General features: G+C 46.4%; 19 protein-coding genes. 11 read left to right on the forward strand and 8 right to left on the reverse strand.

Translation table 11 applies throughout. The annotated features are described in order from the left end of the window. Nucleotides 1–6: 6 nt before the first annotated feature. The 4 genes from BEL05_RS01625 to mutM all read left to right on the forward strand — a co-directional run bounded on the left by BEL05_RS01625 (nt 7) and on the right by mutM (nt 4,234). Nucleotides 7–1,809: a bifunctional molybdopterin-guanine dinucleotide biosynthesis adaptor protein MobB/molybdopterin molybdotransferase MoeA gene (locus BEL05_RS01625; RefSeq protein ID WP_069670076.1), complete on the forward strand. Its 1,803-nt coding sequence runs from the start codon at nt 7–9 to the stop codon at nt 1,807–1,809. A 61-nt stretch (nt 1,810–1,870) separates the two neighbouring features. Continuing rightward, nucleotides 1,871–2,857, forward strand: coding sequence for a GTP 3',8-cyclase MoaA (gene moaA, locus BEL05_RS01630; protein WP_028764293.1), 987 nt, complete (start codon nt 1,871–1,873; stop codon nt 2,855–2,857). Nucleotides 2,858–2,957: 100 nt separating this feature from the next. Beyond that, nucleotides 2,958–3,410 (forward strand): hypothetical protein, encoded by a 453-nt coding sequence (locus BEL05_RS01635; protein ID WP_069670077.1) that lies wholly within the window; start codon nt 2,958–2,960, stop codon nt 3,408–3,410. 8 nt (nt 3,411–3,418) lie between these two features. Then, nucleotides 3,419–4,234: a bifunctional DNA-formamidopyrimidine glycosylase/DNA-(apurinic or apyrimidinic site) lyase gene (gene mutM, locus BEL05_RS01640; RefSeq protein WP_028764295.1), complete on the forward strand. Its 816-nt coding sequence runs from the start codon at nt 3,419–3,421 to the stop codon at nt 4,232–4,234. Between the two features lie 190 nt (nt 4,235–4,424). Here mutM and BEL05_RS01645 read toward each other — a convergent pair whose 3' ends face one another. The 5 genes from BEL05_RS01645 to BEL05_RS01665 form a co-directional block, all read right to left on the reverse strand. Then, nucleotides 4,425–5,930 (reverse strand): capsule assembly Wzi family protein, encoded by a 1,506-nt coding sequence (locus BEL05_RS01645; RefSeq protein WP_069670094.1) that lies wholly within the window; start codon nt 5,928–5,930, stop codon nt 4,425–4,427. A gap of 9 nt (nt 5,931–5,939) precedes the next feature. Further along, complete coding sequence (coaD, locus tag BEL05_RS01650; protein ID WP_028764552.1) at nt 5,940–6,416, reverse strand: pantetheine-phosphate adenylyltransferase; 477 nt, start codon at nt 6,414–6,416, stop codon at nt 5,940–5,942. 81 nt (nt 6,417–6,497) lie between these two features. Continuing rightward, on the reverse strand, nt 6,498–7,928 hold the full coding sequence (hldE, locus tag BEL05_RS01655) for a bifunctional D-glycero-beta-D-manno-heptose-7-phosphate kinase/D-glycero-beta-D-manno-heptose 1-phosphate adenylyltransferase HldE (RefSeq protein WP_069670078.1): 1,431 nt from the start codon (nt 7,926–7,928) through the stop codon (nt 6,498–6,500). Between the two features lie 290 nt (nt 7,929–8,218). Beyond that, nucleotides 8,219–8,611 carry an FAD synthase family protein gene (locus BEL05_RS01660; RefSeq protein ID WP_028764550.1) on the reverse strand — a complete coding sequence of 131 codons (393 nt, stop codon included), beginning with the start codon at nt 8,609–8,611 and terminating at the stop codon, nt 8,219–8,221. A gap of 4 nt (nt 8,612–8,615) precedes the next feature. Continuing rightward, nucleotides 8,616–9,623, reverse strand: a complete 1,008-nt coding sequence (locus tag BEL05_RS01665; RefSeq protein ID WP_245686917.1) for a CDP-glycerol glycerophosphotransferase family protein — start codon at nt 9,621–9,623, stop codon at nt 8,616–8,618. A 272-nt stretch (nt 9,624–9,895) separates the two neighbouring features. Here BEL05_RS01665 and BEL05_RS01670 point away from each other — a divergent pair, with 272 nt between their 5' ends. The 3 genes from BEL05_RS01670 (at nt 9,896) to BEL05_RS01680 (ending at nt 12,894) form a co-directional block, all read left to right on the forward strand. Further along, on the forward strand, nt 9,896–10,996 hold the full coding sequence (locus BEL05_RS01670; protein WP_069670080.1) for a glycosyltransferase family 9 protein: 1,101 nt from the start codon (nt 9,896–9,898) through the stop codon (nt 10,994–10,996). Nucleotides 10,997–11,032: 36 nt separating this feature from the next. Continuing rightward, entirely contained in the window at nt 11,033–11,881 is an 849-nt protein-coding gene (locus tag BEL05_RS01675; protein WP_069670081.1) for a glycosyltransferase, read from the forward strand. A gap of 206 nt (nt 11,882–12,087) precedes the next feature. After that, a complete protein-coding gene (locus BEL05_RS01680; protein ID WP_069670082.1) occupies nt 12,088–12,894 on the forward strand; it encodes a glycosyltransferase family 2 protein in 807 nt (268 codons plus the stop codon). Here the strand turns inward: BEL05_RS01680 and BEL05_RS01685 are convergent. The 3 genes from BEL05_RS01685 to BEL05_RS01695 all read right to left on the reverse strand — a co-directional run bounded on the left by BEL05_RS01685 (nt 12,886) and on the right by BEL05_RS01695 (nt 16,197). Beyond that, nucleotides 12,886–13,971: a glycosyltransferase gene (locus tag BEL05_RS01685; RefSeq protein ID WP_028764545.1), complete on the reverse strand. Its 1,086-nt coding sequence runs from the start codon at nt 13,969–13,971 to the stop codon at nt 12,886–12,888. The two genes, BEL05_RS01680 and BEL05_RS01685, sit on opposite strands and share 9 nt — an antisense overlap. Then, nucleotides 13,968–15,044, reverse strand: coding sequence for a hypothetical protein (locus BEL05_RS01690; protein WP_069670083.1), 1,077 nt, complete (start codon nt 15,042–15,044; stop codon nt 13,968–13,970). The genes BEL05_RS01685 and BEL05_RS01690 overlap by 4 nt, the downstream gene beginning before the upstream one ends. A gap of 109 nt (nt 15,045–15,153) precedes the next feature. Then, the gene (locus BEL05_RS01695; protein WP_069670084.1) at nt 15,154–16,197 is read right to left on the reverse strand and encodes a glycosyltransferase family 9 protein; all 1,044 of its coding nucleotides are present in this window, start codon (nt 16,195–16,197) and stop codon (nt 15,154–15,156) included. 127 nt (nt 16,198–16,324) lie between these two features. Here BEL05_RS01695 and rfbC point away from each other — a divergent pair, with 127 nt between their 5' ends. The 4 genes from rfbC to BEL05_RS01715 are packed head-to-tail and all read left to right on the forward strand — an operon-like array spanning nt 16,325 to nt 19,631. Next, nucleotides 16,325–16,909: a dTDP-4-dehydrorhamnose 3,5-epimerase gene (rfbC, locus tag BEL05_RS01700; protein ID WP_069670085.1), complete on the forward strand. Its 585-nt coding sequence runs from the start codon at nt 16,325–16,327 to the stop codon at nt 16,907–16,909. Then, complete coding sequence (rfbB, locus tag BEL05_RS01705; RefSeq protein ID WP_069670086.1) at nt 16,899–17,963, forward strand: dTDP-glucose 4,6-dehydratase; 1,065 nt, start codon at nt 16,899–16,901, stop codon at nt 17,961–17,963. Before rfbC ends, rfbB begins: the two co-directional genes overlap by 11 nt. Then, nucleotides 17,956–18,843, forward strand: a complete 888-nt coding sequence (gene rfbD / locus BEL05_RS01710) for a dTDP-4-dehydrorhamnose reductase (RefSeq protein ID WP_028764541.1) — start codon at nt 17,956–17,958, stop codon at nt 18,841–18,843. The genes rfbB and rfbD overlap by 8 nt, the downstream gene beginning before the upstream one ends. Before the next feature lie 56 nt (nt 18,844–18,899). Beyond that, complete coding sequence (locus BEL05_RS01715) at nt 18,900–19,631, forward strand: 3-deoxy-D-manno-octulosonic acid kinase (RefSeq protein ID WP_069670087.1); 732 nt, start codon at nt 18,900–18,902, stop codon at nt 19,629–19,631. Nucleotides 19,632–19,654: the final 23 nt, after the last annotated feature.

Consider the following 19,654-nt stretch of genomic DNA (forward strand, 5'->3'; position numbering starts at 1 on the left):
GTCTACATGAGCATTCCGTTTAACAATCCGTTGTCGATTCCTGTTCTCGGGTTTTGTGCCTACAGTGGCACAGGTAAAACCACCTTACTTAAAAAGTTAATCCCCGAGCTCAATCGTCGTGGTATCAAGTTGGCGGTGATCAAGCATGCTCATCATAATTTTGATGTCGATATTCCTGGTAAAGATAGTTACGAAATGCGTAAAGCCGGCGCTCGACAAGTACTGGTCGCCTCCCATGTGCGCTGGGCATTGATGACCGAAGACTTAGTCGATGATGCACCTAAGCTGCCACACTTACTGCAACAGATAGAACAAGAGAAAGTTGATATTGTCTTAGTTGAAGGATTTAAAAAGTTAGCCCTACCTAAAATTGAGCTGCACCGCGCCGCCCACGGTAAACCTTTTATCCATACGCACGACGACAACATTCAAGCTATTGCCTGCTGTGATGACACCGAACTACCAACAGAATTAAAACGTCTTGATATTAACAACGTCGGCCAAATTGCAGATTTTGTGATTGCATATATCAAGCAGTGGCAACCGAGCCAAACCCAACGACCACTGCAAGCGCCGGAGTGTGGCTGTGAATTAGATACCAGCAAAACACTGTCCGTAAGGCAAGGCATCGATAGCATCCTCTCCTTTGTTAATCCAGTAATGGAAGTCGAACAGCAAGCCATTGATGACAGCAGTAATCGCGTGCTAGCAAGTGATGCTATATCGCCAGTGGATGTCCCTCAGCACACCAACTCGGCTATGGACGGTTACGCTTTTAAACATAGTGAGCCGATGTTAGCGCAATACACCATTGTTGCCGATGTGATGGCAGGACATAGCTATCAAGGTAACCTTAACGATGGCGAAGCCGTACGCATCATGACCGGTGCACCTGTACCAGCGGGTGCCGATACGGTACAGATGAAAGAGATGGCCATAGAGGATAATGACACCGTCAGTTTTTCAGGCTCTATTTCACTTGGCCAGCATGTGCGCCAGGCAGGTGAGGATATCGCAAAAGACCACACCGCACTGGCTGCAGGACACCGCTTACAAGCGGCTCATCAAGGTATGTTGGCCTCTTTAGGCTTTGGCACCTTACCCGTTTATCGAAAACCGCGTGTCGCCGTGTTCTCAACAGGTGATGAAGTGTGCCAGCCAGGTGAGCCACTCAAACCCAACTGCATCTACGACTCCAACCGTTTCACCATTAAGTCTATGGTCAAGCAACTGGGTTGTGAGGTGATCGATCTTGGTATCATTCACGACTCAGAAGACGCGCTTATTGATGCCTTAAAAGGCGCAGCAGCCCAAGCAGATGTAGTGATCAGCTCTGGTGGGGTATCGGTGGGTGATGCGGACTTTATCAAGTTAGCCCTAGAGAAAGTTGGCCAGATCAACTTTTGGCGCATCAACATGCGACCCGGTCGACCACTGGCCTTTGGTCAGATTGGTAACAGCTTGTTTTTCGGCTTACCCGGCAACCCTGTTGCAGTGATGGTCTCCTTTATGCAGTTTGTACAACCAGCACTACGTAAACTCGCAGGTGAGAAAGACTGGTCACCAAGCATGGTGCCCGCCATTGCCGACTGCACACTTCGCAGCCGCAGCGGCCGAACTGAATTCACCCGTGGTGTCTACCACTTAGGGACGGATGGCAAGCTACATGTTTCCAGTACAGGCGCACAAGGCTCTGGAATGTTGAGTTCAATGGTAAAAGGAAATTGCTTAATCGTCATTGGCGAACAAAATGAGCAGTTAAATCCTGGCGATACTGTCTATATCCAACCTTTTGCCGACCTTTTATAAAAGGCCACCTTTTTAGCCGTTGCAGTGGGTCAGCCCCACTGTCTGTAGTAGGTAAGTCCGTATGAGTTTGATTGTTGATACCTTTGGCCGCACCGTTGAGTACTTACGTTTGTCGGTGACAGATAGATGTGATTTCCGCTGTGTCTATTGCATGAGTGAAGATCCCTGCTTCCTCGATAGAGAGCAAGTACTCAGCCTCGAAGAATTGGCCTGGATTGGCCAAGCCTTTACCGAGTTGGGGGTCAAAAAAATCCGTCTGACTGGCGGTGAACCCTTGGTTAGAACTGACTGCGATCAACTGGTCAAACTGCTTGGCGATCTCCCTGGGCTAAAGGAGCTGTCAATGACGACCAACGGCTCTCGACTCACCAAGTTTGCTGGCAAAATGCGTGATTCAGGGCTAAGTCGACTCAACATCAGCCTAGATACGCTTAAACCAGAGCTGTTTACTCAACTCACCCGTAACGGCAAATTAGAACGTGTTATTGAAGGGATCGATGCAGCCAAAGCTGCGGGATTTGAGCGCATAAAAATTAACGCCGTTATTTTACGAGGCCAAAATGACGATGAAGTGCTCGACCTCATAGAGTTTTGTCGTGAACGAGAGCTGGATATTGCCTTTATTGAAGAGATGCCTTTAGGCGTGATCGATGAGCGCAAAAAAAGCCGTCATTGCAGCAGCGATGAGGTCAAAGCCCTCATCAACCAACGCTACCCGCTGCACCTCTCCAATAAGCGTACTGGCGGCCCTGCCCGCTACTACACCATGCCAGGTAGCACAATCCATGTGGGCTTTATCTCCCCCCACAGCAATAACTTTTGCCATGAATGTAATCGTGTCCGCGTTACCGTTGAAGGCCGTTTACTATTATGTTTAGGCAATGAGCATTCGGTCGATCTAAAAACCATTGTGCGTGAATCACCTGGAGATATAGCGCGATTGAAGCATGCCATTCTTGATGCCATCAAGCTAAAACCCAAAGAGCATCACTTTGGTCCGGAAGGCGACACGCAAATTTTGCGCTTTATGAATGCAACGGGTGGCTAACAGCGGCTCCTACCTAAGCAAACGCAGTGCGTTAATGCTCTCATGCTTTTTCGGTGATAAACTCAAGTAAGATCACAAGTAAGTATGAGCGCATTCGCCAATGGCTTTATCCCGAAAAAAATGGAATAACATCATTATCTTCGCCTCCATCTTTATGGTGGCTATCCTAACTCTGCTCGACAATGAGCGAGAAAAATTACCCGATGACGCTCAACCACTTTTTGATGATGCAGCGCCACTGCAACAACTTCAATATGATGATTTTTGGCTCAGTGAGGGCGGCTTTTCATGGCAGTGTGAAGCCAGTATTCTCAACTGTGATGAGTGGGCTAACGCCTGGAGTAAGGTGCAAATATCACCTATCGAAAAGCTGATCCCACCAGAATCGACACCTCATGAATTAGTGATTCAGATACAGGATATTGCAACGCCACAACTATGGCTGTTTTATCGTCAACAGGGGTTACTTAAGTCTCCTTCGGGAAACTGGTATCAAATTCCCCCGAGTCTTCGCGCATCACTCAATCCCATTATTAGCGCCGCTAGCCAATAGAGAACATCATGCCTGAATTACCAGAAGTTGAAGTCACCCGCCAAGGGATATCGCCCCACCTGCTTGACCAAGAAGTGACTAAGTTGATTGTGCGCAATGGCTCGTTACGCTGGCCTGTGCCCGATATCGCCCAACAAATTGTTGGCCAAACGATTCGCAGTATCAGACGACGCGCTAAATATTTGCTGATTGATACGGATGCGGGGACCACCATTGTCCACCTCGGTATGTCGGGAAGCCTTCGCATATTGTCAAAATCCACGCCAGTGGAAAAGCATGACCATATCGATCTCGAGATGGCCAATGGTAAAGTGCTAAGATTCAACGATCCACGACGTTTTGGCGCTTGGCTATGGTGTGAATTGCCAGAAGCTGCCCACCCCTTACTGGCAAAACTTGGACCTGAGCCCTTACTACCCACTTTTAATGTGGACTATTTTCAGCAAGCCTTAAAAGGCAAGAAGAAGGCGATAAAGCTGTGCTTGATGGACAATCATATCGTGGTCGGCGTCGGTAATATCTACGCCAATGAAGCTCTTTTTGCCGCGGGAATCCACCCACAAACTGAAGCGGGCAAAGTCGATATTGCCAGGCTGACAATTTTAGTCACAGAAGTAAAACAGATCCTTACCAATGCGATAAAGCAGGGGGGAACGACTCTAAAAGACTTTACCAATGCCGAAGGAAAACCGGGATATTTTGCACAGAAACTCCACGTGTATGGACGTGGCGGTGAAACCTGTAACCAATGTGGACATCTATTAAGTGAGATTAAGCTAGGGCAACGCGCGACAGTATTTTGTGGCTTGTGTCAGACGCGGTGATGTTTTAAAGGTGACCTGAAGACGGTTCTAGGTTCTAGGTTCTAGGTTCTAGGTTCTAGGTTCTAGGTTCTAGGTTCTAGGTTCTAGGTTCTAGGTTCTAGGTTCTAGGTTCTAGGTTCTAGGTTCTAGGTTCTAGGTTCTAGCAAGAAGATTAACACTTCGCTGCTAGAACCTTAAACCAATGTAACGCTTAAAAGCGATACTCGTAAGTGCCAAATAGAGTGGCATTGGTATCTTTATCTAAGGTTTCAAACTCAGATTGTGACACTGTACCACCAACACTCATCATCCCCATCCAAATTGGCATGCGATAGCTTAGCTCTAGCATCAAGAGATCTTCTTTCAGTGGCTGTGGCGCCCACTCCCCACCTCGGTTTGCACCATCTTTATTCAACTGAGCATAACGCAGAATTGAAGTGATCCCTCGGCTATTGGCAAACTGACCGATTAAGCCCAAAACATAGACTTTCGCGTCACTGTCATAGGTACTGCCAAGTGAACGGCCATAGTAACGTGAGCCACTTTGGTAGGTACCGTGTTCATAAAAACAGTTAAAGGCGTTTTGATTCTCACCACAAGCCACCATGGTATCTGTGTATTCAAAAAACAGCTTGTACTGTTGGCTATCAAAGTCAAAGCGCGTGTCGACACCAAACATCTTAGCGCAGTCCGCCAAATCCCAAGGCATTGGGCCACTCGAATCTTCACAGGTGCGCTCTAAATAGATACCGACCGGAATATCGAACCAAGTATCGCCATAGCGAATATCAAAACCCGCCATCTGGTTACCGATTTTAGATTGCAGCGCCTCATCACAATTTGTACTGCCATCAGGACAAGTTGCTTTGCCTGTCATCGCATCCCATAACGTCGACAAACCGCACTCTTCACCTTCCCCACAGAACATAGTGGTCCAAGAGACCCCCATTTCTAATTGCTGAATAGGTCTAATCGTGCCACGAAAATTCCACACCAACGGATTTTCAACAGCACGCTCCTCTTCGAGCATGCTAATCCCCGTCGTAAGCGTCCAAGGACCAACCCAAGACAGCCAAGGTGTTTCAAATGCCGCGGCATTATTACGTGATAGCATCAATGCTGGGGCTGGGCGGGCATTATTAGATTTATGCAGTGCCGAATCAAACCCTGGTCCCCACCACTGTTCAACCGCACCAGCCGTCACCATCCAATTACCTAATGCGACGGCAAAATAGGAGTCATCCAGGCGAAACTCTTTTTCGTCGAACGGATCGTAATTAGCTGATGCTGTTACTTTAAAGGCAAAGCGATCGCCCATATATTCGTGAGAAGCGGTAATTTCCCCTTGTTCACGATAATCTGAGCCAAAATGCTGAAAACGCGCTGCATCAGTTGCCGCAGCCGCTTTTATCCGTGTATTGCCGCGGTTGTTAACCGCATTATGATAATAAAAATTAACCCGCGCGTAGGCATCGGCTAGCGCTGGAGACAAGGTCGACGCCTCAGTCTTACCTAAATCAACACCAATACCTGACCACATTAACGGATAGGTATTGACCGGTACAGTGATCACGCCAGCATCGGCAAGCGCTTGAATGTCGGCTCTAAGGTAGACATCAGATACATCAACCCAAGGTGCCGACTGGACACTCACAGAGAGCAATAAACAAGCGGCAGACAGAACTCCCGCTGCAAAAGTCTGTATTTTTCTATGCATAACCAACACTCAATCCTTTTTTAACAATGCTTTGCTCACTACGGGGTGAACAAATTGACTGACATCACCACCGTGTAATGCCACCTCTTTCACCAACGAAGAGGAGATGAATGTGTTCTCTTCTGCTGGTGTTAAAAACACACTTTCTAAGTTTTCATCTAGGCGACGGTTCATACTGGCCAGCTGAAACTCATACTCAAAGTCCGATACCGCACGAATACCACGCACCAACACACTAGCATGTTGCTCTTTAGCAAAGTCCACAAGTAATCCGCTAAAACCAACCACTTCTACGTTATCAAGGTGTGCAGTGACTTGCCTAACCAACTCCACCCGTTGCGCTAATGTGAAGCGTGGCTGCTTTGACGGGTTGGTCGCAATACCGATAATGACGTGTTTAAACAGTTTTGCCGCTCGCTCAATGAGATCGGCATGGCCATTGGTTACCGGATCAAATGTGCCTGGGTATATTGCTCTTGTGTGCATGACATGCGTGCCCTATTACAAGAAAACCACTTTCTGCACCGAGTGCATTCAGCGCAGAAACCTATTCTATATTCTATTAAATTATTGATTTTCCATGATGTTCTGAATAATTTTGGTGGTTGAAATACCATCTTCAAAACAGAGCACCTTCACCACTCCACCCGCAGCAATCACCTCTTCGCCACCAGCAATCTCTTCAATTTTATAGTCACCACCTTTTACTAAGAGATCAGGCAACAAACCAGAGATAATACGTTGTGGGGTGTCTTCGCTAAAGGGCACAACCCAGTCTACCGACGCGAGTCCAGCTAAGACTGCCATACGACGATCGACAGAGTTTACAGGCCGGCCGTCACCCTTTAAACGTCTGACTGAGTCGTCATCATTAACGGCAACGATTAATCTATCACCCAAGGCCCTAGCCTCTTGCAGATAGCTCACATGACCCGCATGTAAAATATCAAAGCAACCGTTGGTCATCACTACTCGTTCGCCGCGTAATTTGGCCTCTTCGAGTGCATAGATCAGCTGCTCTTCCGACACGACCCCATAACCCATTTCTGAGCGAGACTGTGATAAGGCATCGATAAGCTCGATACGGCTGACCGTTGACGTTCCCAATTTAGCTACCACGATACCCGCGGCAGTGTTGGCAATCGCACAAGCTTCAGGCAATGAACTCCCCGCAGCTAATGCCGTCGCCAGCGCCGAAATAACGGTATCGCCAGCCCCCGTGACATCATGAATTTCTCGCGCCACGGTGGGAATATGCAGTTCAGGCTTACCCGCGGTAATTAAGGTCATCCCTTTCTCTGAACGCGTCACTAGCAAGGCCTCAAAGTCAAACTCTTCAAGTAAACCTTGTGCCTTTGCGACTAAGTCTGCCTCGGAGGTTACCTCTCCAACGACCAATTCAAATTCAGCCAAATTGGGGGTGAGTAAGGTTGCACCACGGTAGCGAGAAAAATCGCTGCCCTTAGGATCGACTAGCACCTTAACGCCTGCCGCTTTTGCCTGCGCAATAAATGCTTGCGGCTCAGCTAATGCACCTTTGGCATAATCAGACAGAATCACCACATCAACGGACGATAGCTGCTCGATAGCACTCGCAAGTAACGCCTCACTCTCCGCTGCAGGGAAAGCTTCTTCAAAATCGAGGCGAATAAGCTGCTGATTACGCGACATCACGCGCAGCTTGGTAATGGTAGGGAGGCCGCTGACCGTGTGCCACTTAGGCTCTACGCCTAATGCTTGGATACCTGTCGTTAGGGCCTGTGCTGTTTCGTCTTGACCGACGATACCAGCCAAAGATACCTGTCCACCTAAGGTGGCAATATTTAACGCGACGTTAGCGGCGCCGCCTGGGCGATCTTCAATTTGGTTAATTCGCACAACGGGTACGGGCGCTTCAGGTGAAATTCGTCCAGTCGGTCCAGTCCAATATCGGTCTAGCATGACATCACCGACCACAAGTACTTTGGCTTTTTCAAATGCTGGTAGAGAAACCTTCATAACACTCTATTCTTTTGCGAAAATTAGACCGCATATTGTACCTAATTTTATCGAGTGCGGTTAGCTTTACGCTTTTTTATTACGGTGATGTTAGACATGACCGAATATAAAAGCGCAACACATGAATCAAGGAAATCATTAAAGCGCGATCATTGAGACATCCGCAACGTTGAAATTTACGCAATATTGCCGCACGGACACATACCCAAACCTGTATCGATTTTCAAAAATATCATTGTTGATAGGCTGATAAGCCTCTAAAAATCGCAGCCATCAATTACCCGTAATGACTATGGAATCTCTTTGACGACTTCAATAAGCTGCGTGGTCGAAATTGCTGGTGTTCTTGGTAAATAGATAACTTCACACAGTGGTTTCAAATGATCAAACTTACCTTGCCAATCATCCCCCATCACTAAGCAATCTGCTTTGTGTGCAGCAATATATTCGGCTTTAAGCTCTAATGATTCTTCTAAAAATACCTCATCAACACAAGCTAGAGCCTTAACGATACGCATTCGATCACGCTCGCAACATACGGGGAAACGTTGCTTTTTAGAAAAGTTAAGCGCATCAGAAGACACACCTACCGTTAGATGAGTCCCTGAAGCTTTAGCGCGCTCCATAATGTTTAAATGTCCAATATGGAACATATCGAACGTACCAAAAGTGATTATTCTCATCTAATTACTCGGATAAAAGGAAATTAACGATGCGCTCGCTACATCTACCATCAACGTTACCAGCTAACTCATAGGTGTACTGCGCACGTTGCGATGCAAAAGAGTCTGGTTCACTAATTTGCTGATCAACGACTGATTTTAGCATCTTGTATGTTTTTGCATGAACAGCGACACCAGCATATCGGTACAGGTCTTCATCCATACGCTGATTAAAACGAAACTTAAAGATGCCACGATAACTCCAACGTAGATGATAAAAATCGCACCATACGACAGGTTTATCTAGGGCAGCAAACTCAAACAGTGCCGACGAAGCGTCACTAATGAGCAGATCTGCGCTGGCCATAAAGGGCAATAAATTAGCCTGCTCTGCGGTTGCTAGATAGGCATTATCAAAGCTGGCCCAATGCTCCAAAAGCTGCTTCTGCTTTTTATAAGCAGGTTTACTTAATGAAAAGTAATGGGGTTTTAGCAAAATGTTATATTCGCTGAATTCTGCAGGCCAATGTTTGGCCATTTTTTCGATGCTACTGGGGTAGAACGTCGGGGCATACAATAAGGTAGGTTTAGTGGGATCGAGTCCAAGTGCCGCCAAATCTAACCCAGGCTCAACACCCTGAATAATAGGATCTAACTTGGCATAACCCGTATCAATGAATTGCTTAGTTGGATACATCTGCTGTAAACGATTTAGGCGGTACTGACCTTCAACAAAGCGCACATCAAATTCCGAATCGGAAACCGTGTAATAACAGGCCTTAGGGCCAATACCATGCTGCATTAACGCTGTACGGAAAATACCCTTTAATTTTTCAGCATGTTCAAATGTATTGCCAAATATGACCCAAGTTGGCTTTTTCGCCAAGTAAAATGCTAAGGCTTGCTCTTCATTATCCACCCAAGTCACAGGAAGTTGATACTTTGCCACTAAGGCGTCGAGAACACCTTGTTGCTCTACACTTTTGTAGACCACAAAATGCACCTGTTCACCACGAGCACGCAACTCATTCATAACAGGAAAATACTGAGGTAAGTAATAAGGGTGTAATGCATCAAAGCAAATCAAAATGAGCCTTCACTATCGCCGTTAAGTCACAGTATGCCGTGACTACCATAATACAGCCTGAATAATAACATATTGAGATTGGGTTACTACATCCACGCACTCAATGGGTGCGTTCGATAGATAAAAGTCGATTTTTTACCGCATATTTCACGGTAATTTTTTTAAACCTTCACAATACAAGGTATGCTTAAGCCACTAGAAAACGGATACCTGTAATTATGTCTATCATCTCCCAAAAACAACTGAATCATTGTCAGCGGTTGTTGTTTATGTCGCCTGTGGCCCTAGGTGATTTTCTATATCTAAAAACCTTTCTAATTGCATTAAAGCAACAGAATCCACATATTGAGCTAGATATTTGGTTAGATGATAACCGTTGCAATACTGATGCTTGGCGATTATCTCGCAGCAAAATATTACAGCAATGGATTGAAGCTGAACCCGCCTTTAACCGCAGTTTTGGCTGCACTGACTCAGTGGCTCACCAAACAGCCCAGATAGCGCAAGCAAAGCAACATAAGTATGACGTGATCATTTGCCACTCCGGTAGTAAGAGTCAGCAGTTTTCAGCACTTGCTCGGCAAATATCTCCCGATGCATTTATTGTTTCAAGCATCGCCAAGGCGCCATTCAAGGGTTTGCTTAACAAGATCATCTTTCGCCATAGTGATAGTTTATATCAGCTAGATGCCAACCGATTAGCGCAAGATCATCATATTACCGACCGTTTTTACACCATACTACATGACATTGCCGGACTGACACTGTCTAAGCCTGACTTTATGCCAGCCTTACGGATTAATGAAACCTATCGCAGCAATACGCAACAATGGCTAATCAAAGCGTTTGGCCAACAATCAGGAAAGATCATCTTAATTAACTATCTGTCGACCAATACCAAAAGAGATTGGAGTGAAGAGCAGGTTATTGAGCTAATTGAGTTAATTCTGCAACACCGACCCGATGGTCGTGTAGTCCTTAACGTGACGAAAGAACAGTATTCACGAGCGTGTGAACTTGTCGCATCGAGCTTGGCAGCGCAGCAAAGCAATGTTGCAGTGTTTACGGTGCAGGATCACTTTTTTGAACTACCCGCCATGATAGCCGCTGCGGATCTCGTTATCACAGTTGAAACAGCGATAATGCATTTTGCAACCGCGGCCCATACGCCGCTTATCGCCTTAATGCGAGCTAAAAAACCCTATTGGGCGCCCCCGACATCTGATATGGCACAAGTGCTATATGCGAGTGAGGGGAAAGGCTATGTTTCCGATATATCGGTAAAAAATGTTTATGAGACATATATTTCAATGATTTAGGTTGCTCCGCAACTCAACAATCTCAAAGGCTTGCAAATGAAAAAAGCAATATTTACTCTCGCCATTGGCGATAACCCCATGTACAGAGCCGCCATTGCGAGTTTTAAGCAGTATGGCGAAAAAGTCGGCGCCGATGTCATCGTCTCTGATGAGCTCCATTACAAACTCAATGTAAATAATAAGAAATTTGATGCAAGTCCAGCATGGTCAGAGAAGCTGTACATGATCGAGCTACTCAAAGAGTATGATCGCGTTTTGTATTTAGATGCCGATATGCTTGTCACTCCTTGGGCAGAGAATATCTTTAAAAAACACCCCTCACTAGACACCGTCTACATGTTCAATGAAGGTGCCTATATCGACAGGTCACAGCAATCAGTGCAAATTAACTCGATTCTCGGAGAGGTTAACTGGCCAATAGAAAAAGACAAAATGGTCTACTTTAACTCAGGAATGATTTTGGTCTCAAAGCAAACTGGCCTATTTCAAAATGCCAGTGCAGAAGAGATGCAACAGGTCTGCAATGAAGTTAAATTTTACGATCAAACCTATATTAATTATCTGATCCGCCGTGACAATATTAACAATATCTCTGTAGACAAAAGCTTCAATCGCATGCCATTACTTGGCGCTGATGATTATCAACAAGCCAGTTTCATTCATTATGCTGGGCGCGGGTATCGTGGAAAGATCCCGATGAGGGAGTTAAAGTACATCGCAGATTATTGTGACATGTATCAAGATTCGCTCTCTAAAGAAGAAGCACTGGCATATAAACAACAAGCGTGGCGCTGGTATATGCTCAAGCAACAGCGCAAAACCAAACTGCCAATCTCCTTTTTGAATTTTATATTTGGCTTAATTCACCCAAGCCATAAGTACTAGTACCTCAGTACAGGGCTAGGTGCTGACCAATGAGCCAGCGCCTAGCCACAGCCACATTTTTACAACAACCCCGCCACAGCTAGAAACACCCACGCCCCCACCTTGCAGCAAAATTAACCCATAAAACACAAAAAAACCAATATATTCGCTCACTTAGCCACAATGGGTTATATAAGAAGCTTAATACCTTCGACAACATTATCATCATGAAAACAAGCCTAATCATCACGACCTATAATTGGCCTGCAGCACTCGATTGCGTGCTGCAAAGTGTCGCGCTTCAAACGCGACTTCCCGACGAGGTGATTATTGCAGATGATGGCTCTACTAACGCCACCGCAGAGTTGATTAAGCGTCTAGCGCCTGACTTTCCCGTCCCGCTTATCCACAGCTGGCAAGCAGATAAAGGCTTTCGATTGTCACGCAGCCGCAATAAAGCGATAAATCGCGCTCGCTATGCTTACATCATTATGATTGATGGCGATCTGTCCCTAGATAAACACTTTGTTGCCGACCATATAGCTGTCGCCGAAAAAGGCTATTTCATTACGGGTAAACGGGTCAAACTTAGCTCAGCCCTAAGCCAAAAAGCGTTGCAAGGTCCCACTCAACTCTCTTTCTTCTCTCGTGGCATCGCGCGGGGGCGAGAACTTGCCATTCGTAGTTGGCGTTTACAACAATACGCGAGCGTAAAAAGAGGAAACTCAATAGAGGGGATTCATGGTTGCAACTTAGCATTCTGGCGTCAAGATGCCATTGATGTGAATGGTTTTAATGCTGAGTTTGAAGGGTGGGGGCCAGAGGATAGAGAGTTCGCACTTCGTTTAATTAACAGCGGTAAACAACGAAAGCTCATTAAGTTTTATGCAGTGGCTTACCACCTAGATCACAACGAAAACAGTCGCGAAAATCTCGCTAAAAATGCAAATATTCTCAGAGGAATACAACAAAGCGGGCTGACTTGCTGCACACTCGGTATCAATGAATTTAGTCAACTCAGTGATCTAAATTAACGCTAAATAAGTCTTAGCAATCTTCTCTATCTCAATGTGTTCAAACAGAGCAATATCTTCCATGTTGGGGTAGTCGCCGAGCGCGGCATCCATTTTCTCACTTAGCTGGTCTACATCGCGTCTTGGCGATAAGAAGTCGGCTAAGGGGCCCGTTAAAATCTCATTGGGCCCGTGTGGACAATCTGTGCTCACCACTGGTGTGCCACAAATCAGCGACTCCAATAACACTGTGGGTAGACCTTCATAGTCAGAACTCAATGCCAATAGACGTGCTTTTTTGATCCACGGAAAAGGGTTAGCTTGAAAACCCGGGCAGATAATACGATCTGCCACGCCATATTTGTTCGCTAACTTCATCGCCTTCTTAGGGTTACTGCACAGTAACACTAAGGGTAACTGATGCTTCATTTTGGCAAGCGCTGCGAACAAAATGTCATGGCGTTTTTGCTTCGCGACCCGTCCAACATGAATGATAAAGTCCCCATCGGGTATAGCTTGGTTTAGCTCATCGGCACGACCACGAATATCTTTTAGGTCAAAGGGGTTATAGATGGTTCGAATCGATTGAGGAGAGATCCGCTGACACGCGATAATTTCACGCTCTATGCCTTTTGATACTGTCACTAGGTGCTGACCATTGAGTGACTTTTTGGCTCTCAACATATTGAAGTACGCCAGCGGCCCCAATTTCAATTGCCGCTTTAGCTCCTCTTCAATGGAGTTATGAACAATGCAAAATAGCGGTGATAAATTGGCCTGAGTAAACAATAAGTTGGTTTTATCAAGATTGGATAAAAACAGATCGAACAGTCCATATTCTGCCTCTATCTCTGACACCCATCGCTTGACCTCCTCAACTGAGCGAGACACCCGCCAAATACTATCACTCTGCTTTTGTGATTCATCGAAACAAAAGTGCACAGGAATATCGGCTGGCAATTGATACTCACAGTGCGGCGTCAACACAAGCAGGTGTGGCGCATGCCCTAAGCGTTTAAGTTCTGCCGCTAATGTCAGCACGATTTTCTCGGCACCACCACCGGCCAAGCTATCAATCGCAATCGCAATACGCTTCATTGGCACGGTGCAGCGTCTAACAAGCGAGCGACTTCAGCCATACAGATATCAAGTCCTTTGGTTTCACCCACGCTCTCCATCTTGTTCCGTAATTGTTCCGAACTTGATGGTTGGAGGAGTTGCGTAACTTGACTTACCATGACATCAGTCTCTGACTCACAATGCAGCACTAGCCCCTCATTAACACATTGCTTTATTCGGCTAGGTTGGTCTTTAGATACCGCAACAGCTAACGTGGGTACTTTAAGTGCTATCGCTTGCAGTAAAGTGTCACCACCGCTCAATATCGCTCCTTGAGCACTGTCAAGAAGGTTAATGAAGTCTACACTTGAAAGCTGCTCAATAACTGTAACGCCATCGAGTTGAGGTAGCGCGTTGGGGTAATTAGGCCCAAACACCATCAAGCTAGGGATCCCCGTTTGATTGAAAATCGCTTGAGCTACCTGCGCGAACAGATCTGCAGCAAGTTGATTTTTTAAACTATGTCCACCTGAACCGGCGCTATAAAGCAAGTACTGTTTTGGCATCACGCCATATTTAGTGTACAACCCCTGTTGTACTAGGCTGCTAGGTTGGGTGAAAATCGATCCAGTAAAAATAGGGAAAGCTCGTTTAATTAAGTTGAGCTTTAACTTATCAAACTGACTGATATCACCCATCACAAATTCAGGCTGGACCACCCAGTGGCTGTCGGTGACTAACGCCCGCTCAACTTTCATCCCCCGAGACCGTTTGCGTTTATGTTGGCTAATAAAGATAACCTTAGCACCACATTTATGGGCATGGCGAAGCTGTGCCTTACGGCCTGCGGCATCAAAAATAACCACATCAGGCCTAAACGCGGTAATAAGAGCGTTGACCTCTTTCACTCGCTTAGTTGGTGTGTCGTTCACCAAGTGGGTGGTATAGGGGCACTGCTGACTGTATGGCGCATAACTATTGAGAACAAATTCTATTTCGGCATCAGGCCAACGACTCACCACCTCGTCAGCAAGGATCTTAGAGCGCATATACTCTCCAATTCCCTCTTCTGAGGAAACTGGGACAAACAGAAACTTCGGCGCTTTCGACATCAACTCTTCCCTTCGACCTACCTTAAATAAGCCAACCTTTATTCCATAAAAGAACGCGTTTTCATGTCGTTCATCATCCATGAAGGACTAACTTCGCAACAGTTTACCACTAGTGACTAAGCTGTTGCGACACCCGATTAAATTGGACGATAACGGACTCAACGTCAATTAACGCCATTAAATGTTCACCTTTAGCACGTGTTCCCCAAGAAATCTCACCGTCTTTTTGAGCCGTGATAACTTGATCATACACACTAACAACAGAATCCAGACAAGTATAAGGCCCAGTACGACCGGGATTAGAGTGCGCATAAAGACCAATAACCGGCGTGCCTTGGGTCACCGCCATGTGAGCCGGTCCCGTATCTGGCGCCAGCACTATCGACGCGCGTTTTAACACTGCCAGCAACTCTGTCAAAGAGGTATTCCCCACTTGATTGTCGATAGGCTGTATCGCAAAACCTTGAATCGCGTCAGCCAGTTGTTTTTCCAAATTAGAGGGGCCGCCACACAATATAACTCGGTACCCCTGCTCGCTAGCATGATCGGCAACGGCAGCATAACGCTCTGGCAACCAATTACGCTCAGCCTTACTCGCAGCGGCGCAAATAACTAACGTTTTATGTGCGTCAGGGATCATATGCTTTGCAAAGTCAGTATCTGTCTCAGGCACAGGAATATTCCAACGAGGTGTTAAATCTTCAACCCCTAGTGCCTTAGCAAACCCCATAAAGCCTTCTAGCACATGGGGGGTGCTCAAAGGCTCTACCCTAAGGTTTGTAACTAACCACTGCCCCTCTTTGGCACGCGCGCGATCAAAGCCTATCCGCACCTTAGCCGAAATGGCTAAAGAAGCGATCGTCGCTCGCAAGGCGACTTGCATGTGCAGCAATACATCAAAATGTTTACCCGCCAACGCCTGCTTTAAATTGAAATAACTCCGCCATCCCTGTGACTTATCGAACACCACAAAATCCACCCCAGGGAGATGCTTCAGTAATTGGTATTCAATTCTTCCTATCACCCAAGTGATCTGAATCTGAGGGTGTTGTCGCTGTATCGCCTGTACCATAGCCACAGCATGACAAACGTCCCCTATCGCAGATAGGCGAAGTAAACATAGGGATTGAATCGTCGATAAATTGATATGCATAAAATTTGATGCCACTGGAGTTAATGGGCGTAAGGATCCGCACCGAGTTTAATGTAGAATGTGACTAGGTTCCATGTTTAGACCTATATTGAGGTCAAATTTCGGTGATAAGCCGCTACGAATAATTATGAAAATCATCCATACTTCAATAGCTGATGTAAAGTTGCTCGAACCACAGGTGTTTGGCGATGAGCGCGGCCATTTTTTTGAAACCTTTCGTGATGCATGGTTCAAACAACATATTGCCAGTGTCGATTTTGTCCAAGATAACCAAAGCTTATCCACTCAAGGGACACTGCGCGGACTACACTACCAACTCCAACAGCCTCAAGGAAAGTTAGTACGGGTGATCGCTGGAGAGATATTTGATGTCTGTGTCGACTTAAGACTTGGCAGCCCAACTTTTGGTCAATGGACTGGGCAATACTTATCCGCCAACAACCGCCGCCAAATGTGGATCCCCGCAGGGTTTGCCCATGGTTTCTACGTCCTGTCAGCAACCGCCGTGTGCCACTATCGTTGCTCCGATTACTATGCACCACAAGATGAACATAGCATCAGGTGGAACGATACAGGATTAGGCATTGACTGGCCTAAACAAAATAATGTTCCACTGATCATCTCTGACAAAGATCGCCAAGCGGGCAGCTTTAATGACGCGAAATTATTTGACTTCAACCGCCTAACTGCAGGAAACGTCCATGGGAAATAGGGCAATTTTGGTGACTGGTGGTGCTGGATTTATTGGTTCCGCGCTCATTCGTCACCTCATCAATCACACATCGCATACCGTGGTTAACTTAGATAAATTAACCTATGCGAGCAACACGATGTCATTGGCATCCATTGCTGACAGCCCGAGATATCACTTTATCCACGCCGATATCAATGAGGGCGATAAGGTTTTTAGCGCCCTGCAACACCATCAAATATCATTAGTGATTCATTTGGCGGCTGAAACACATGTTGATCGCTCAATCGATGACCCACGAGCTTTCATCGACAGCAATATTATCGGCACCTTTGAGCTACTTGAGCAATGTCGCAAGCATCTTAATAGCCTAGATGAGGATCTCAAAAAGCAGTTTCGTTTCCACCATGTATCTACCGATGAGGTATTCGGGGATTTAGGAGAGTCAGGCTACTTTACCGAGCAAACTGCCTACGCACCAAGTTCCCCTTATTCAGCCAGTAAAGCAGCCGCCGACCATCTCGTTCGAGCCTGGCATCGAACCTATGGCTTCCCGGTGGTATTATCTAACTGCTCCAACAATTATGGCGCCTTTCAATATCCTGAAAAGTTGATCCCTGTGGTCATACTCAATGCTCTGCAGGGACAACCTCTGCCTATTTATGGCAATGGCCAACAGGTGCGCGATTGGTTATTTGTGGATGATCACGCTAAAGCCCTGTGTAAAGTTGCCTTTGAAGGTGAGCTAGGCGAAAGCTACAACATAGGTGGCAATAATGAAAAAACTAATTTAGAAATTGTTGCCGCTATCTGTGAACAACTCAATCAACACGTCAGTATCAAGCCAGTGGGCATCAATGACTTCAGCACCCTAATCAGGTTTGTCTCAGACAGGCCGGGACACGACACTCGTTATGCGATTGATGCCACCAAGATGACTCAAACACTGCATTGGCAACCCGTGGAGAGTTTTGAAACCGGTCTCGAAAAAACGGTGAAGTGGTATCTCGACAATCTCGATTGGTGCGCGCATATTTCTGCTCAAAATCCCCCCACAGATATCGCCAATGTGTAACCCTATATTGGTGATCGGACAGCAAGGACAAGTGGCGCAAGCACTTAAGGCAACGCTTCCAAGTGGCGTTACTGCACGATTTTTTGGCAGGCAACAACTTGATATCACTCATGCAGATCAGTTAGAAAATATCCTCACCCAACACAAAGTCAACACGATCATCAACGCCAGCGGCTATACCGCTGTCGATCTAGCTGAATCAGAACCCGAGAAAGCCTTCGACCTTAACGCAACAGCGGTTGAACACCTTGCCACGCTCTGCGCTAAACAAAATATTCGCCTTATTCACTTGTCGAGTGACTATGTGTTTGATGGCACGCAGCAGGCCTCCTATGGAGTCGATGACCATCCGAATCCGCTCAACGTCTACGGCAAGTCAAAGTTGGCGGGCGAACACGCGCTCACGCAACTCCAACCTCAAAATAGTACGCTCATTCGTAGTGCCTGGATCTACTCGCCCTTTGGTAATAACTTTGTCAAAACCATGCTCAGAGTGATGCGTCAGCAGACAACATTGAGTGTCATCAAGGATCAAGTTGGTAGCCCTACATCGGCCATCGAGCTGGCACATTTTATTTGGCGGCTAACCCAAGTTGACCTATTAGCACCTTGCTATCACTGGAGCGATTTAGGGGCTGTCTCTTGGTATGAATTTGCTCAGCAGATAGCAGAGAGCGGGCAGCGAAACGGACTTCTTAACCATCCGGTCACCATAAAGCCGATATTAAGCCGTGAATATTCGTCTCAAGCGATACGGCCAGCATTTAGCGCGCTCAATTCACAGGCGTCGTGGTCCATAGCACAGCCGAAACCCTGGCAAGAAAATCTTGAAACCGTCATGCAAGCCCTTAAGCACGCAAAGAGTTCTGACAGCGGGTAAATATCGGGTACAATTAGCCTATTCGCGCCAAACAACCCAACTGAGTCGATTCACTTATGCAGATCAAACCGACTGATGCTGGCTTTATTGCTTTTTGTCAGCCCGCACTCAAATCCATCACACCAGATTGGTTTACTGTCGATTATTGGCAAGATATAGGCTGTGTTACAGGCTCTTCGAAAGGTCGTTATACCACTTGGTTTGTCAATCCGAGCGCTGTCACTAACAACCATCATTCGCAATGGGTATTACGCCATTACTATCGTGGTGGCTTAATAGAAAAAGTGAGCCGCGATGCTTACCTCTACACAGGCCTAAATCGGACCCGCGCCATTGCAGAATTGAAACTGCTAGAACAGCTATTTGATGAAGGTTTTGCCGTCCCTAAGCCTATAGCGGCGCAGATTCAACGCAGTGGCATACACTATCGTGGCGATATCATCATCGAGCGTGTTGAAGGGGCACAAGATTTGGTTGCTCAACTGTCCAAGTTGCCGATGACTGCGCAGCAGTGGCAAGCACTTGGACAATTAATTGCCAAATTCCACCAGCGTGGCGTCTATCATGCCGACCTGAATGCGAAAAACATCTTAATTAGCGGCGATGACTTTACCCTCATCGATTTCGACAGAGGCGAAATAAGGTCTCCTTCTCCATCTTGGCAGCAGGCCAATTTAGCGCGCCTATTGCGATCCTTCAATAAGGAGAAAGCGAAGCTAGCATCCTTGCATTTTAGCGAGCCTGACTGGCAACAGTTGCTAGCAGGCTATGCCGAGGCGAGCCGTTAAACGACTCAGGTTGTGCGCCGGGA

This window comes from Shewanella colwelliana, from assembly GCF_001735525.1.
In the GTDB taxonomy this organism is placed as follows: Bacteria; Pseudomonadota; Gammaproteobacteria; order Enterobacterales; family Shewanellaceae; genus Shewanella; species Shewanella colwelliana.

What these genes read in the sequence shown, in the direction of transcription:
- BEL05_RS01625 (WP_069670076.1), top strand. Translation starts at nt 7, where the DNA reads ATGAGCATTCCGTTTAACAATCCGTTGTCGATTCCTGTTCTCGGGTTT.
- moaA (WP_028764293.1), top strand. Translation starts at nt 1,871, where the DNA reads ATGAGTTTGATTGTTGATACCTTTGGCCGCACCGTTGAGTACTTACGT.
- BEL05_RS01635 (WP_069670077.1), top strand. Translation starts at nt 2,958, where the DNA reads ATGGCTTTATCCCGAAAAAAATGGAATAACATCATTATCTTCGCCTCC.
- mutM (WP_028764295.1), top strand. Translation starts at nt 3,419, where the DNA reads ATGCCTGAATTACCAGAAGTTGAAGTCACCCGCCAAGGGATATCGCCC.
- BEL05_RS01645 (WP_069670094.1), bottom strand. Translation starts at nt 5,930, where the DNA reads ATGCATAGAAAAATACAGACTTTTGCAGCGGGAGTTCTGTCTGCCGCT.
- coaD (WP_028764552.1), bottom strand. Translation starts at nt 6,416, where the DNA reads ATGCACACAAGAGCAATATACCCAGGCACATTTGATCCGGTAACCAAT.
- hldE (WP_069670078.1), bottom strand. Translation starts at nt 7,928, where the DNA reads ATGAAGGTTTCTCTACCAGCATTTGAAAAAGCCAAAGTACTTGTGGTC.
- BEL05_RS01660 (WP_028764550.1), bottom strand. Translation starts at nt 8,611, where the DNA reads ATGAGAATAATCACTTTTGGTACGTTCGATATGTTCCATATTGGACAT.
- BEL05_RS01665 (WP_245686917.1), bottom strand. Translation starts at nt 9,623, where the DNA reads ATGAATGAGTTGCGTGCTCGTGGTGAACAGGTGCATTTTGTGGTCTAC.
- BEL05_RS01670 (WP_069670080.1), top strand. Translation starts at nt 9,896, where the DNA reads ATGTCTATCATCTCCCAAAAACAACTGAATCATTGTCAGCGGTTGTTG.
- BEL05_RS01675 (WP_069670081.1), top strand. Translation starts at nt 11,033, where the DNA reads ATGAAAAAAGCAATATTTACTCTCGCCATTGGCGATAACCCCATGTAC.
- BEL05_RS01680 (WP_069670082.1), top strand. Translation starts at nt 12,088, where the DNA reads ATGAAAACAAGCCTAATCATCACGACCTATAATTGGCCTGCAGCACTC.
- BEL05_RS01685 (WP_028764545.1), bottom strand. Translation starts at nt 13,971, where the DNA reads ATGAAGCGTATTGCGATTGCGATTGATAGCTTGGCCGGTGGTGGTGCC.
- BEL05_RS01690 (WP_069670083.1), bottom strand. Translation starts at nt 15,044, where the DNA reads ATGTCGAAAGCGCCGAAGTTTCTGTTTGTCCCAGTTTCCTCAGAAGAG.
- BEL05_RS01695 (WP_069670084.1), bottom strand. Translation starts at nt 16,197, where the DNA reads ATGCATATCAATTTATCGACGATTCAATCCCTATGTTTACTTCGCCTA.
- rfbC (WP_069670085.1), top strand. Translation starts at nt 16,325, where the DNA reads ATGAAAATCATCCATACTTCAATAGCTGATGTAAAGTTGCTCGAACCA.
- rfbB (WP_069670086.1), top strand. Translation starts at nt 16,899, where the DNA reads ATGGGAAATAGGGCAATTTTGGTGACTGGTGGTGCTGGATTTATTGGT.
- rfbD (WP_028764541.1), top strand. Translation starts at nt 17,956, where the DNA reads ATGTGTAACCCTATATTGGTGATCGGACAGCAAGGACAAGTGGCGCAA.
- BEL05_RS01715 (WP_069670087.1), top strand. Translation starts at nt 18,900, where the DNA reads ATGCAGATCAAACCGACTGATGCTGGCTTTATTGCTTTTTGTCAGCCC.